The organism is Dyadobacter sp. OTU695, from assembly GCF_038440355.1.
Lineage (GTDB): Bacteria > Bacteroidota > Bacteroidia > Cytophagales > Spirosomataceae > Dyadobacter.
Window position 1 is genome coordinate 37,084 of record NZ_JASATN010000012.1, and the last position, 14,165, is coordinate 51,248.

The 14,165-nt window shown below is 47.3% G+C and carries 13 protein-coding genes; 7 read left to right on the forward strand and 6 right to left on the reverse strand.

The features are described from left to right. Window positions 1-2: 2 nt before the first annotated feature. Together AAHB90_RS20820 and AAHB90_RS20825 are read left to right on the forward strand one after the other, a co-directional pair. A complete protein-coding gene (locus AAHB90_RS20820; RefSeq protein ID WP_342087135.1) occupies window positions 3-665 on the forward strand; it encodes an SCO family protein in 663 nt (220 codons plus the stop codon). Further along, window positions 662-1,099, forward strand: coding sequence for a c-type cytochrome (locus AAHB90_RS20825; protein ID WP_342087136.1), 438 nt, complete (start codon window positions 662-664; stop codon window positions 1,097-1,099). The genes AAHB90_RS20820 and AAHB90_RS20825 overlap by 4 nt, the downstream gene beginning before the upstream one ends. Here the strand turns inward: AAHB90_RS20825 and lptC are convergent. From lptC to AAHB90_RS20840, 3 genes are all read right to left on the reverse strand, one after another. Further along, the gene (lptC, locus tag AAHB90_RS20830) at window positions 1,096-1,596 is read right to left on the reverse strand and encodes an LPS export ABC transporter periplasmic protein LptC (RefSeq protein ID WP_342087137.1); all 501 of its coding nucleotides are present in this window, start codon (window positions 1,594-1,596) and stop codon (window positions 1,096-1,098) included. The two genes, AAHB90_RS20825 and lptC, sit on opposite strands and share 4 nt — an antisense overlap. A gap of 92 nt (window positions 1,597-1,688) precedes the next feature. Further along, window positions 1,689-2,978, reverse strand: a complete 1,290-nt coding sequence (locus AAHB90_RS20835) for a hypothetical protein (protein WP_342087138.1) — start codon at window positions 2,976-2,978, stop codon at window positions 1,689-1,691. Then, window positions 2,962-3,684, reverse strand: coding sequence for a type III pantothenate kinase (locus AAHB90_RS20840; protein ID WP_342087321.1), 723 nt, complete (start codon window positions 3,682-3,684; stop codon window positions 2,962-2,964). Before AAHB90_RS20840 ends, AAHB90_RS20835 begins: the two co-directional genes overlap by 17 nt. A gap of 496 nt (window positions 3,685-4,180) precedes the next feature. Between AAHB90_RS20840 and rho the strand changes: the two genes are divergently transcribed. The 3 genes from rho to AAHB90_RS20855 all read left to right on the forward strand — a co-directional run bounded on the left by rho (window position 4,181) and on the right by AAHB90_RS20855 (window position 6,985). Continuing rightward, the gene (gene rho, locus AAHB90_RS20845; protein WP_342087139.1) at window positions 4,181-5,989 is read left to right on the forward strand and encodes a transcription termination factor Rho; all 1,809 of its coding nucleotides are present in this window, start codon (window positions 4,181-4,183) and stop codon (window positions 5,987-5,989) included. A 127-nt stretch (window positions 5,990-6,116) separates the two neighbouring features. Next, window positions 6,117-6,470, forward strand: a complete 354-nt coding sequence (locus AAHB90_RS20850; protein ID WP_342087140.1) for a hypothetical protein — start codon at window positions 6,117-6,119, stop codon at window positions 6,468-6,470. Beyond that, a complete protein-coding gene (locus tag AAHB90_RS20855; RefSeq protein ID WP_342087141.1) occupies window positions 6,467-6,985 on the forward strand; it encodes a hypothetical protein in 519 nt (172 codons plus the stop codon). Before AAHB90_RS20850 ends, AAHB90_RS20855 begins: the two co-directional genes overlap by 4 nt. Window positions 6,986-7,037: 52 nt before the next feature. On the opposite strand, the gene htpG is transcribed toward AAHB90_RS20855, so the two are convergent. Beyond that, a complete protein-coding gene (htpG, locus tag AAHB90_RS20860) occupies window positions 7,038-8,867 on the reverse strand; it encodes a molecular chaperone HtpG (protein WP_342087142.1) in 1,830 nt (609 codons plus the stop codon). 240 nt (window positions 8,868-9,107) lie between these two features. Here htpG and AAHB90_RS20865 point away from each other — a divergent pair, with 240 nt between their 5' ends. After that, on the forward strand, window positions 9,108-9,659 hold the full coding sequence (locus tag AAHB90_RS20865; protein ID WP_342087143.1) for a hypothetical protein: 552 nt from the start codon (window positions 9,108-9,110) through the stop codon (window positions 9,657-9,659). A 68-nt stretch (window positions 9,660-9,727) separates the two neighbouring features. On the opposite strand, the gene AAHB90_RS20870 is transcribed toward AAHB90_RS20865, so the two are convergent. After that, window positions 9,728-10,429: an MCP four helix bundle domain-containing protein gene (locus AAHB90_RS20870; RefSeq protein ID WP_342087144.1), complete on the reverse strand. Its 702-nt coding sequence runs from the start codon at window positions 10,427-10,429 to the stop codon at window positions 9,728-9,730. A gap of 159 nt (window positions 10,430-10,588) precedes the next feature. Beyond that, window positions 10,589-13,078, reverse strand: a complete 2,490-nt coding sequence (locus AAHB90_RS20875; protein WP_342087322.1) for a TonB-dependent receptor domain-containing protein — start codon at window positions 13,076-13,078, stop codon at window positions 10,589-10,591. 321 nt (window positions 13,079-13,399) lie between these two features. Here AAHB90_RS20875 and AAHB90_RS20880 point away from each other — a divergent pair, with 321 nt between their 5' ends. Next, on the forward strand, window positions 13,400-14,128 hold the full coding sequence (locus AAHB90_RS20880; RefSeq protein ID WP_342087145.1) for a DUF6962 family protein: 729 nt from the start codon (window positions 13,400-13,402) through the stop codon (window positions 14,126-14,128). Window positions 14,129-14,165 lie beyond the last annotated feature (37 nt).

The window sequence follows — 14,165 nt, forward strand, 5'->3', positions numbered from 1 at the left end:
TTATGAAATCGAAAGTAAAATCAATTCTTTTCCACTCCCTGCTTTTATCTGCTTCTATTTTTGCCGTTACCGGCTGTGGCGATTCGGAAAAGAAGTTGCCGATCCTGGGAGAGCGCGACTGGGTGAAAAAGACTGTGGACGGAAAAGAAGTTGTTGACACCATCTATAACACCATCCCGAAATTCGCATTCGTCAATCAATACGGCGATACCGTTACCGAGAAAATCGTCGAGAACAAGATTTACGTGACCGACTTTTTCTTCACGACCTGTCCTACCATTTGCCCGGTTATGAAAAAACAAATGGTGAAGGTTTACCAGGCATACAAAGGCAACCCCGATGTAATGATCCTCTCCCACTCCATTGATCCCGAGCACGACACGCCGGCAGTACTGAATAAGTTTGCAAAAGACCTGGGCGTGGAAGGCAAGCAATGGCAGTTCCTGACAGGTGACAAGGCCCGAATCTATGAAATAGGTCAGAATAACTATATGTCCACCGCCAAAGAAGATACGACAGTGCAAGGCGGCTACATTCACAGCGGGGCATTCATCCTTGTAGACAAGGAGAAGCACGTACGCGGGATGTACGATGGCACCACCGAGGAGGGAACAAAGAAGTTGCTCAACGACATGGAGCGGTTACTGGCTGAATATAAAAAATGAAATTACTGCAAAGTAACCATGCTACCCCAGCCCGCATACTGGCGTTCCTGATGCTGGGTCTGGCATCCTGCCGGAGTTCGGAAGAGCTCAAAAGCGAGCAATATTTCGTAACCGGGCAGCAATTGTACATGACCCATTGTGCCAACTGTCACCAAATGGAAGGCAACGGAATGTCTAATCTATATCCGCCGATTGCAGGTTCGCAGATCATCTCCGATAAGGCGCGCGTGGCTTGCATTATTCAGTACGGAATGAGCGATACGATCATCGTGAATGGCAAAAAATTCAGCCGGCCGATGCCTCCAAATCCCAAATTAACTGAAATTGAAATTGCGGAGATTGTCAGCTTTGTGTCAATGAAATGGGGAAAGGATAGCGTTTACACCCCGATCGAGTTTGTACACAAGGCACTGGCCCAATGCAAGCCTGATTAAATGCCCTTTGAAAGGACTGTACCGGTCATTTTCCGCAATTTGATCCGCGAAAAATCCTGCTCGGCGTCCATTCCCACCGCATTGGTAATCTCAGTCGTGCGGGTATTTCGAATAGATAATGCTTTGTCGGTAAAAACCTTCCGCGTTCCGGGACTCCAGCTAAGCTCTGTCGTTGTCAGGATCTGATGTGTTTCCAATTTTACGACCCGCACGTTCCCCTTTACAATGTACAGATCTGCATTGCGGTCGTACCTGCCCGAGTCCGAACGCAGCGTGGTCTCGACCGTGCCCAGCGAGTCGAAGAAACTAATGTTGACAGAGTCGGGGAAAACCCGGGTTTCATTCTGATAGGTAAGCGATCTGGGCGTTTTGACGTATACCTTCATATTGCCCAGCTCACTGTATTTAACCACCAGGTCATTGACAATTTCGACCGGTCCGTTATATACCGCTCCTATCTTGTCCTTTTTGGATTCACAAGCAGTAAAAGACAGCACACAAAGTGCCAGAATACAAAAAGGAGATAAATGGTTATCTCCTTTTTTTGATAAAAACCTTTGAATGCTTTTTCTAAGCATATGATTACTCGTTAGTCGATCCGTCGCTTTTCAAACCACCTTTCCATAAGCGTCACACCCAAAACCACGCGACCATATCGTTCGCGGATTGCCCCCCCGGAATTCGTTCCACGCTGACCTGCTACCATTGCTATTGAGAGCAGGTTGGCAAAGCCGTGCCCCATTGGGAAAGTAAAACCAAGGCTAACGTTTGTATCATTGATTTTGGTGATGCCGACTACATATGGTGTGTTGCCAGTGCTGAAACCAACGCGGTAACGAACATTATCAAAATAATTAATCGAACCGAAACGCGGGATATATTCCGCACCGACATGCAGGCGGTTGACATCCTTCATACTCTCATTCACATTTCCGAAACCTCTGTATTGTGACCACGACTGATGACTGTAATCCACAGAAACGGTCATTTTGAACGGCCATTCCAGACTTGCTCCTACCTGGTATTGCTCAGGCACTTTCATCGAACCGCCCAGGTTATTTTCCAGTGTATCGGGTGCTGCAACGGGGAATGAGCCTTGCGTCAGCTCAAAAGAGGTAGTTTTGGTTGCATTTAGTGAAGTACTGAAACTGTATGCACCCCCTACATTAAGATTCAGCTTGTTTTCTTTCTTAATGGGAATCCGAACGGCACCGCCTGCGCGAAAAGCCACGTCCGAATAGGTATTGCGTTCGTTAAGGCTCACGATGTAGTCGGACGGGACCCCGTTGACATACAGGAGAACATCCGACGATCTGCGCACATTGCCGAAAAAGTAACTGCTCTCCAGACCCAGCGTCACATAACGACCGATTTGAAATGAGTTGACCAGCGAGGCTTTGTTGACTCCCCCTTTTCCTGAAACCGTATATTGTGCGACCCCAGGCGATCCCGAAACTGAACGGGTAAATGTGTTTTCGTAGTCGATGAAGCTATAAGGTTTCAAATTGGCCCCGATAACCCATTTCGGTGTGATTGGAAATGACAGCGACAGGTACCCAAGGTTACCGCCTGCATTTCCTTGTTTTAAATTACCCGAAGCGATGTCTTTATACTGGCCGATCAGCCCCACATCCAATGTCGTAAACCTGTTACGCACCCAGAGTGCCGGGTTCAGGTTATTGATCTGGAACCCGTTTGCTGTACTGACGCCGGAACCTCCCATTGCAGTATTGTCGGAATATGCATCCCCGTAAAACTCGCCCATTCCGAGCGACGAATACGGAGAATTGCCCAATCCTTGTGCTTTTGCAAGATTTGTACAACTCCAACCGAGTGTAATGGCAAGCGTGATTATTCCTATTCTACTGTAAAGAGACATTATATGTTAAAATTCTGTTCAATCCTATTAAAACCAATTCCGGCACCGCAAAGATGGGTGGTTTCAAGCTACTTTCAAAAAAAGCAGCATCCCCACCGCATAATACTACGCGTAAAGTCGGGTAATTGTGTCGGTATCGTTCAATAATTCCTTCGATTTCAGCAAGTGTGCCATTCATCACACCGCTCTGCATAGCCTGACGGGTGCTTTTTCCGATTAAATCCGGCTCTTTTTCAGGCTCGAAAAGTGGAAGTCTTTTAGTAAACGTATGCATTGCATTGAATCGCATCCGCACGCCGGGAGAAATTAGTCCGCCTTCAAACACTGCGTTTCGGTCGATGAGATCGTAAGTAATACAGGTCCCCATGTCGATCACTACCAGATCTTCATTTGGGAAAAGGTAATTCGCCCCGGCAGCAGCGGCAATCCGGTCGGCGCCGAGGGTTTGCGGGGTCTCGTATTGCTTGGTAATCGGCAACGGCGTTTCGGGCGTAAGGCCCATCACCTGAACCGGTTCACCCAAGGCTTCCTGAAACTCTTCCTGTGTTCTTCCGACCGACGAAAAAAAGAGGTATTCGGGCAGTTCCGCCCTGACGTTCCGGATCAGTTCCGGGAATTCCAGGTGCGTCGTATATCGTATAAGTTTTTCCCCTTCGAACCATCCGATCTTCGAAAAGGTATTACCGGAATCCACAACAATATTCATAGTCCCGCAAAAATCCGATTTTCCTGTCATAAAAACTAAGGCTCAAAAGATGTTAATGCGCGTTAAATCATTGAGTTTGCCATCTTGTCAGAGATTTTTTGGCATTTGAAAGCAATAACAATACCGTTGGCATGGTTTTAAAGTTAAATATTTGGAAATTAAACCACATATATTTACCTTCGTCCATCCAAGTCAGTATCGACTTATAAATCCAAAATCCATCTTGCGGTAACTTCTCATCTCAGCGTTATCGAGGTTCAAAATCTTGCAGATTTATTGTCAATACTTCCTGTTTGTACCAGTTACAATTGTCAGATTTGATCCATCAAAGTTTTGCAGTTAGTAAAGCCTTTCGCGCAGGCTTTCGCAATTAAAGCATATCAACCTATCAATGACCATCACGTGACTTCGGGGCGCGCAGTCCTGTTTATATCCAATTAAATTCACAACCTTATTGTCCAATTGGTAAAGTGACCCTTTACTTTCCATTTTCTGTATGCCTACAATTGATGATTTAAACATTAAGCTTTTATCAGAGCTACGAGAAATAGCGGGTTCCCTGGGAATACCCGATCATGCCAAACTTCCTAAAAAAGAACTGATTAACCGGATTGTGTCTCAACAGGGAGCTCCTGCGCCTGTTGCAGAACCCGTTGCTGTACAAGCTCCGGAAACGGATGACAGCTCAGCCGATTCGGCCGAACCGAAGAAAAAACGCGCCCGCAGGCCTGTTGAGCCTACGCCGGTGGCCGTTTCCGTGAAAGGCGGAAACAATCGCCCTGTGCGCAATAAAAAAGATAGCAATCAAAACGGCCCTTCTTCTACCCCGTTGTTCGATACTCCTGTTCGTCAGGAATTCCCGAAACCTCAGGAAGAACGTCCGAAAAATATAGATACATCGCTTGAAATCGACGAGGATAATGACACCCTCAACGACCTGGGCCGGGAAGAAATCCCTGTGGAAACAGAGGCAACACCCGAACCGGAAGTAGCCGTTGCGGACATTCAGGCTGATATCCAGGAGGAAAAACCTGCGGTAGTATTGCAGGAAGCAACAGCTCAGCCTCGTGAAGAGCGCCAACCACGTCCCCAGCAAGAAGGCCAGGAAAGGCATCAGCAGCCCCAGCCGCAACGCGAAGACCCGTCATCGAAGATCAAACGCAATTACAACAATTACGTAAGAGAGTTCGACGGACTGATCGTCAACGAAGGTGTGCTGGAAATCATGCAGGATGGCGGCTACGGCTTCCTTCGCTCTGCGGATTACAACTACCTGGCCAGTCCCGACGATATTTACGTTTCGCCTTCGCAAATCAAATTGTTCGGTCTGAAAACCGGTGACACCGTAAAAGGTCAGATCCGCCCGCCGAAAGAAGGAGAAAAATACTTTGCACTTCTGCGCGTGGAGACGGTTAACGGTAAAACCACCGAGGAAATCCGCGACCGTATCCCGTTTGAATACCTTACCCCGTTGTTTCCCGACGAATGTCTCCGCCTGAGCTCACGCCCGGAACAATATTCCACCCGTATTCTCGATCTTTTTGCACCAATCGGAAAAGGACAGCGCGGTATGATCGTTGCGCAGCCAAAGACCGGTAAAACGGTGCTCCTGAAAGAAATCGCCAATGCCATTACCCGCAACCACCCGGAAGTATTCCTGCTGATCCTGCTGATCGACGAACGCCCGGAAGAGGTAACTGACATGCAGCGCAGCGTGCGTGCGGAGGTGATCGCATCGACATTCGACGAGCAGGCCGACCGCCACGTGAAAGTAGCGAGCATTGTTTTGGAAAAAGCCAAAAGAATGGTCGAATGCGGTCACGATGTGGTGATTTTGCTTGACTCGATCACGCGTCTTGCACGTGCATATAACACGGTGGTTCCATCATCGGGTAAAATCCTTTCCGGTGGTGTGGACGCCAATGCATTGCACAAGCCGAAACGCTTCTTCGGTGCGGCACGTAATGTTGAACACGGCGGCTCGCTGACCATTATCGCTACGGCCTTGATCGATACAGGTTCCAAAATGGACGAGGTAATCTTTGAAGAATTCAAAGGTACCGGTAACATGGAATTGCAGCTCGACCGCAAGCTGTCGAACAAACGCGTATTCCCGGCTATCGACGTAATGGCTTCCGGAACACGTCGTGAAGACCTGCTGCTCGACAAGGAAACACTCAAAAAAGTGTGGATCCTGCGCAAGCACATGTCGGACATGAATGCGATGGAATCGATGGACTTCCTTTTAGAACATATGAAAGGGACCCGGAACAACGAAGAGTTCCTGATCTCGATGAACCGCTAAATAATAAAGCCCGGGCTAATGTCCGGGCTTTTTCATGTTAGTCCCCCTCCTATTGCATCTTGTCCCGCGGAACCTTATTTTTAGGTAGTTTAAACACACGTTCCCTACCGTTAAACTCCCGTTCCTCATGTTCAATAGTAAGGCGCTCTGGTGGACTTTCCTGGGATTCTGGATGGCAGGTTCCATTTACTGGCATGTATGCAAAATCGAACAATACTGTGATATGCTGTTCGACTCGCAAGGCCTTCTTCCTGAAATGTCTGCTCAAAAAGGACAGTTTAGCCTTTCATTGAGGGACATTGGCCTTCCAACCTACCGTATCGAGTTCACGCATTTCTGGCAGCACATTATCATGATCAGTGTCGCACTGCTGCTAGGGTTCGTGCTTGGTAGCACCTACGAAATGAAGAAAACAAGGGAATTACGATACAGACTAAACCGTATCCGACGCGAATTGGCCTTTTACCAATCAAAACAATGAATCTTCCAGCTATTTCGCTCGATTTGGACAGTTTCCCCGTAGCAGTTGCTGAAATCGCATTGCTGCTGCTTGGCGCAACTGTCGCCGGTTGGTTTTTGGCAAAAGTGATTATCAAAAAGAGAATTGATAACTTGCAGGAATTATTAGAAGAAAAAAAATACGAGCTCGCTCAACTCCGGACTTTAACAGACACCACAGTGGATTACCCGATTGCTACCAACGCTTCCAAAACCGTTTATCCCACGATCAGCCCCGATCACGCGCCCGACGATCTCAAAGTAATTGAAGGTATAGGGCCGAAAATTGAAGAGATTTTAAATAAAGCAGGCATTCATACCTACGAGCAACTTATGGAAACGCCGGTATTGCGTACAGCTGGTTACCTCAAAAAAGCCGGCCCACGGTACCAGCTGCAAGACCCGTCGAGCTGGCCGGAACAGGCGGCATTGGCCAAGCAGCAGAAATGGGAGGAACTGGAAAGATTAAAGCTTAAACTGATTTCAGGAAGAGAATAAAGTAATAAAGCCGCTCGATGAGCGGCTTTATGCATATTGACGAGACGCTATATCAAAGCGTGCTGACCGTTCTTTGAATGAAACGTGTCAGATCGTTTCCTGACAGCATTCCCTGCGAGAGCAATGCAAGATCATAAACCTGCTTTGCCAGCGATTTTTGCTCGTCTTCATTCTCCGAACCGGCGATCTTGCCGATCAGCGGGTGATTGGAGTTAAGTGAAACCGTGTACATCAATGGCATATCACCAAACATCGAGCGCTGGCCCGACGAGGCTTGCATGTCGGTCATACGGCGCATGAACTCGGGGAATGTGATCACTACCGGCAGTTCGTCGACCGGCATGGCCTCCACCTGGATGTGCGCTGTTTTACTTTCAGAAATCCCTTCGAAAACCTTCTTCACCTTTTCCTGGTCGTCCGAAGATAGAATGCTTTCCAGCTTCACTTCTTTTTCAACCAATTTATCCAGCGTATCGGCGTCGACGCGCTTGATACTGATTTTTTCCAGCTTTTGCTCCAACGCATTAATGAAGTGCGAGTCGATCATGGTGGCCAGCACGAGCACATCGTAGCTACGCTTTTTGGCAGACTGAATGAATGCATCCTGCTTCTTCTCATCGGTGGTATACAACCAGACGAGCGAATCGTTCTTATCGGTCTGGTTTTCCTTGATATGCTCGCGGTATTCTTCGAAAGTGAAATACTTGCCTTCGGTATTTTTCAGCAGACAGAAATCTTTCGCTTTTTCGTAGAATTTATCATCGCTGATGATGCCGTACTTGACAAACAGGCCAATATCATCGAATTTCTTCTCAAAGCCGTCCCGGTCATTTTTGAAGATTTCAAGCAGTTTATCAGCCACCTTGCGGGTAATGTACCCATTGATTTTCTTCACATTACCATCTGCTTGCAGGTAGCTGCGGGATACGTTCAACGGAATATCCGGGGAGTCGATCACCCCGTGCAGCAGTTGAAGGAAGTCGGGAACGATATCCTTCACTTCGTCGGTAATGAACACCTGGCGGCTGTAAAGCTGGATTTTTTCGCGTTGTCCGGAGAAGTCGTTGCGTAATTTCGGGAAGTACAGAACACCTGTCAGGTTGAACGGATAATCTACATTCAAATGGATCCAGAAAAGCGGGTCTTCGCCAAACGGATAAAGTTCCTTGTAGAATGCCAGGTAATCCTCGTCTGTCAGGTCTGACGGGCTTTTTGTCCAGATTGGGCTTGGGTTATTGATAACCTTGTCTTCAAACTCGATTTCGATCGGCAGGAATTTACCATACTTTTCCAGAATGCCCCGCAGGCGGTGTGCATCAAGGAATTCTTCGGAATCCTCGGCAATATGCAGGATAATCTCGGTGCCGCGCTCCTCTTTTTCTACGGGAGAGATTTCAAACTCTGTCGAGCCATCGCATTCCCAGCGCACCGGCTCAGCCCCTTCCTTGTAGGATTTGGTAATGATCTCGACATTCTGAGCTACCATGTAGGCCGAGTAGAAACCCAGACCAAAATGACCAATGATACCTTTGTCGCCTTCTCCTTTGTCTTTGTATTGCTCTACAAACTCGGTAGCGCCGGAAAAAGCGATCTGGTTAATGTATTTTTTGATCTCATCTGCTGTCATACCGATACCATTATCACTGATCGTGATCGTTTTGGCATCCTTGTCGAGTTTGACAACTACTTTAAGATCACCCAGCTCTCCGTTATATTCACCATACGAAGCCAGCTTTTTGATCTTTTGTGACGCGTCGACCGCGTTGGAAACGAGTTCCCTAAGAAAGATTTCGTGGTCCGAATAAAGGAATTTCTTGATAATCGGAAAGATGTTCTCGGTATGAATGCTCAAATTCCCTTTTTCCTGAATCACTGATTCCATAGTTATGCTATCGTTTGTTTTATATATTAAGAATGTAATTCGCTTCGCAATACGCGTCACAAATATGCGTTCCAATAACAATCAAAACGCATACTGGCTGACACATTGTCAGTACTACGCTAGCAAGTGGTACGAAAGCTCAATCAGCTGGTAAGTGAAAGGCTTTTTTACTAATATTGCGACCGGTAACCAACTCAACTAAAATCACCAAACCAGTTCCGCCGAACACCAATTTCTGACATGAATCTGATTAAAAAACTTTTTGTAGGAGTATTCTTTTTCAGCGGGTTCTCTGCCTGCACCACGATGAACTCCGTTCCTCTCTCGAATTACACCGTTTTTACCGAAGACCTCCGTCGCGACCTGGAAGCTGCCAATATTTCCCTTACGAAAGTTCAGTTTTTCAACGACAAGTCGATCAACATCCGGCGTGAAGTGACCGACCCCAACGATATCAAGGTAAATCCCGAGGGACAGATTACGATGAGCAACGGAAAAAGTATCCAGACGATTAACGTACTGCCATTCACTCCGGGCGTCGCACTGGCCACTGGTGACGGGACCATCAACGTTTCATGGGACGATACGCAGCAGGATACAAAGGGTATGAAGTTCAACCTGAGTGGGCAGAACTACTTCCTCGATGTGCTTCCCAACAACAAATTCGATTACAAAGAACGCACGTTCGACCTCCAGAGCGGCAACGGCACCCGTCTTTTTGTCAAGAAAGATTTGTTGAAGCAGGTAAAAAATCAGAGGGAGACATTGAAAGGCCGTAAAGTGAACCAATAATCCGCTTATATGCCAAAAATAAAAGGTCGGGAAATCCCGACCTTTTATTTTTTTAGGTGTTCCTTTTATCAGTTTAGGTTAAAATATTGGCTTTTCTTACTATTCGACGCGGGCTTCTGGATGATCTGCGAGTTACGGATCAAAATAATCACAACCAGGCCGGTAACTATTGCGAGTGAGATTTGCAAAAAGGAAATAATACCGAAGCTCGCCACATTCACCTTCGACGCTTTCACCAGGTCCTTCCCTATCGTCGACTGGATTGCTGCCAGTTCATTCAGATTTAGAATCGTACTTTCGAATGTGGTACTTCCAGGCGTTGAAAACAGCAGCTTTGCCTCCGCAAAAGACCCGGCCGTACACAATGCAAGCACCCGGTTTTCCAGCTTTGCGTAATCACCTATCTGACTTTTAAAACCCGAAAGACTCTTCGCTTCCTCATCTACCAGGTAAGTCTTCTCGAACAACCGGATCAGCGAATCAATGCTCCGGTCACGGGCGCGCAACTGCGCCTTCACATGCATGGGCGACTGCTGCGCTTCTGAATATAGGTAATTTTCCAGCGACAGGCGCTTACGATAAAGGTTTTCAGTGAGATACAGAATAGTGGTAGCCGGAACCAGGCGATCCTCGTAGATAGATGAAAACGATTCGTCGATCCCCTCCACGTTATAACGGGAGATTAGCGTAGCACCAATGATCAATGCCATTATCCCTCCCAACAAAATCGCAGCTTTAAACTTCTGCTGAATAACAAATGACCACTTCATGGATTGAAAATTAACTTTCCTAAGGTATCATTGTATTTACAAAATACAAAAATATCTTTCTATATTAACGAAAAAGTTAGCTGTGTAATATCTGTTTTACAATGTACACACAAAAAAAGCGCAGAGGCAAAAGCCCCTGCGCTACGGCTACCGGTAAAATCAATTTTGCTGGCCGCCGCCTCCTACAACATCCGTATTGTTAACCGACTTGGTTTTCTTCTTTGGCGCATTGAAACTCATCTTTCCGATCGAATAGCTGAATGTCACCTTGAAATTGCGGTTATAAAGTTGTGTCGCTCCCGTTTGCACGAATTGCGGGGAAGTCAGATCGGAGGTGAATCGCACCCCTTTGGTCAAAAAGTTCTCAGCTGCGAACCCGATGCTACCTTTCTTGCTGGCGAAATCCTTTTTGAACCCTAACGAATATAGGTAGAAACCCGTCCGTGTTCCCTGCAACTGGATCTCCTTGCCCCGGTAAAACCCGAATGCCTGTACGCCCCAACCGTTTTGCAGTGAAATCTGAGACATTAACCGGCCGCCATAGTTGAAACCGGAATTGCTGACACCCGTGGAAGTGCCGTCCAGCGCGGTTGTCTGACCTTCCAGGTACGAATGTAAAATGTCGATGCTGCCATTCAGCGTCCATTTCGGCGTCAGGTACACATTGGCGAAGATGTTGGCTCCGTAGGCTTTTTGCTTACCAATATTTTCATAGGTCGTAACGATCGCGCCCTGCAAGGTATCCACCGCCATTCTCACCTGGGTGATCGAATTATTAGTCTGCCGCGCAAAAACCGAAGCATTAATGTATGTCTTTTTAATATTGGTGCTCAATGCGAGTTCGAAGTTGTCTGTCAATTCAGGGCTCAGTGCGGGATTGCCGGTACTGATACTCTGCGGGTTCGACAGGTTCACATTTGGGTTCAGTTGCTGGATACCCGGGCGCTGAATGCGACGGTTGTAAGCCGCTTTCAAAGTAGTGCTGCCCGAAAGCGCCTTCGAAACGTTGATGCTCGGCACCAGGTTTCCGTAAGCGGGGATGTCGATCGGCTTGTTTTCTCCCATGTCGGCCGTAATGCCCGTGTATTCGTAGCGCGTACCGAGTTTGAAAGTGTATTTGTTTTGGGTAGAAAGCGTGTAGGAAAAATAGCCCGCCGCCACGTTCTGTTTATAGTTCAATGCGCCCGATGGGTTGGTTGCACTCATCACAAAATCGCCTGATTCGCCGGCTGTAAAGTATTTAAAATCGCTGTTCACAGTTCTGAAAATGCCTTTTGCACCAAATTCCAGCAACTGATTTTTACCCAGTGGCGTCTGATAATCGGTTTGCAGGGTCAGCTCCGAGTTCTCATTTTTGTTTTCGTTCTTTAATTTGCTGGCCACCGAGCCCGATTCATTCAGGATGTCAGTGTTAAAGTTGTTTGTAAGGCCCGTACGGCTGTACAATGTCGAAATGCTCCATTCCTGTTGCGGTTTAAAAGTACGGATGTAATCGATATTGAAATCCACAGTTCCCGAAAGATCCTTACGGTCAACTTTGCGCAATGAGCTGTTGTTCAGGATGCTGTTTTCGAACTGATTAATAGTCAGATCCTGTTTCTGGATAAAATTCCGGGTCCCGTAGCGCAGCCCTGCCGATAATGCCTGATTTTTACCCAAATCATAATCCCAACCCAACGAATACTGTCCGAACAGGCCGCGGTCTTTTGCCGTCGAGCTTTGGTTGGTCAGAAAAGAGCTTCCGCCCGAATAGGTCGTCTGATCGAGTACCGAAGTGGCTTTGTTATAAAAAGCGCGACCGAACCCGCCAAGCGTGAAACCCATTTTGCCTTTGCGGTAGCTTCCGTTCAAACCGAGGTTCGAGCCGCGGTTCCCGACGCCCGAATCGACATTCAGCGTCAGCCCTTGCAGGTTGTTCTTCTTGGTAATGATATTAATGATCCCGCCCGAGCCTTCCGCGTCATATTTGGCAGATGGCGAAGTGATCACCTCCACAGATTTGATCATATCGGCCGGAATCTGTTTCAACGCATCGGCAACATTGCTGGCGATAATGGTAGAAGGTTTATTATTGATCAAAACCCTGATATTCGAGCTTCCGCGCAGCGATACATTACCATCCAGATCCACCGAGAGCATCGGCACCTTACGCAACAGATCTGACGCGTCGCCCCCTTTTGAAGTAATATCCTTTTCTGCATTAAAAACCAATCTGTCCACTTTTTCCTCTACCAACGATTTTTCACCCGTGATGGTTACCTCCTGCAAATTCTGCACGCTGGAAGCTAGCCGAATCGATCCGAGCTCCACATCCTTACCGTTTTCCACTTTCACGCTCACGGCCTTGTCTTTGTACCCGATAAAGGAGATCATCAGTTTGTAGGAACCCGGTGCCACTTTCGCGATCGCAAACCTGCCGCTCTCGTCGGCAGTGGTACCGTCAACCGCTTTGTTATCAGCGGCATTGAATAATGCAATACTGGCAAACTCAACACCTTTGGCGGCAGCTGAATCCAGTACAATTCCTGAAATCTTGGAGTTTCCCTGTGCAGGTACCTGCGCGAAGGAATAGTTGTGCGCGGTGGCGAGGAATAACGCCAAAACAATAAATCTGACGGTTGATAGTAAGGGATTGTTCATGGTTTCTATAAATTAATCAGAGAGGGTGCTTTCGCTGCTGTCCTTCTTAAATACAATTCTCAATACAAAGGAAAAACATCCTTCACACTTATTATTTAATAATAGATGGCTCACCCGAATTCATCTGCGAATCGGTACTTTCGGGATACCAAACCCTGCCGGGTGGTGATACACACCCGTCGGGCCGGCAGCCCGAAATATGTGGTACAATTTTGGTGAAGAAGGCAGACAATACCGGGATCGTGCAGGTTCCTGCCCCATTTGTGCTTACTTTTGAAATACGAATGCAAACCGGCGGGGCCGGTTATGTGCTAACTTACTCTTCTGTTCATGAATGATGTTGTCATAGATTTCAGCAAAGTCCACCAGATAAATCTATTCGGAATAACCATTTTGGAGCCGTCAACAGTGCTTTCCAGCCTGATGATGACCGCCGTGTGCATCTATGCCTTTTTCCATCTCAACAAACTCGGCCGCGCGCACCGTATGTACAAGCAAATCCAGTATTTCTTCCTTTTTATGGCCATCGCAACGGCCATCGGCGGAGTCCTTGGACACGGCTTTTTGTATCTGACGGGGAAAGTCGGTAAAATACCTGGCTGGTTTGCGAGCATGATCGCCGTCGCATTGTTCGAAAGAGCCGCCATTTGGCATATCAAGCCGCTGCTGCATCGCCGCAATGGCCTCATTTTAGGTTGGCTTAACTATGCGGAGCTGGCCATTTTTTTTATACTGACATTCATTACCCTCGATTTCAGGATTGTAGAAGTCCACGCATTCTACGGCCTCTTCCTGATGCTCTTCATGATTGAAATCTATGTTTACAAAAAGAAGAAGGACCCAGGAAGCAAAAATATATTCCTTGCGACCCTTATGGGAGCGATAGCCGCCGGTTTCCATGCGCTGAAATTCAGTTTTGGCCCGTGGTTCAACTTTAACGATATTGCGCATATTCCGATGTCGCTTTCCATCTGGTTCTACTACCAGGGCGCCCGCCATATGATCTATTACGGAGAAGAGATGATCGTGCCGGAGGAGGTTATCGAGAACGAAAATTGAAACAAAAAAGCGGATGTCCCCGATCGGAACATCCGCT

Coding starts and splice junctions, on each gene's coding strand:
- AAHB90_RS20880 (WP_342087145.1), top strand. CDS start 13,400: ATGAATGATGTTGTCATAGATTTCAGCAAAGTCCACCAGATAAATCTA.
- AAHB90_RS20865 (WP_342087143.1), top strand. CDS start 9,108: ATGAATCTGATTAAAAAACTTTTTGTAGGAGTATTCTTTTTCAGCGGG.
- AAHB90_RS20840 (WP_342087321.1), bottom strand. CDS start 3,684: ATGAATATTGTTGTGGATTCCGGTAATACCTTTTCGAAGATCGGATGG.
- AAHB90_RS20835 (WP_342087138.1), bottom strand. CDS start 2,978: ATGTCTCTTTACAGTAGAATAGGAATAATCACGCTTGCCATTACACTC.
- AAHB90_RS20855 (WP_342087141.1), top strand. CDS start 6,467: ATGAATCTTCCAGCTATTTCGCTCGATTTGGACAGTTTCCCCGTAGCA.
- AAHB90_RS20870 (WP_342087144.1), bottom strand. CDS start 10,429: ATGAAGTGGTCATTTGTTATTCAGCAGAAGTTTAAAGCTGCGATTTTG.
- AAHB90_RS20850 (WP_342087140.1), top strand. CDS start 6,117: ATGTTCAATAGTAAGGCGCTCTGGTGGACTTTCCTGGGATTCTGGATG.
- htpG (WP_342087142.1), bottom strand. CDS start 8,867: ATGGAATCAGTGATTCAGGAAAAAGGGAATTTGAGCATTCATACCGAG.
- AAHB90_RS20820 (WP_342087135.1), top strand. CDS start 3: ATGAAATCGAAAGTAAAATCAATTCTTTTCCACTCCCTGCTTTTATCT.
- rho (WP_342087139.1), top strand. CDS start 4,181: ATGCCTACAATTGATGATTTAAACATTAAGCTTTTATCAGAGCTACGA.
- AAHB90_RS20825 (WP_342087136.1), top strand. CDS start 662: ATGAAATTACTGCAAAGTAACCATGCTACCCCAGCCCGCATACTGGCG.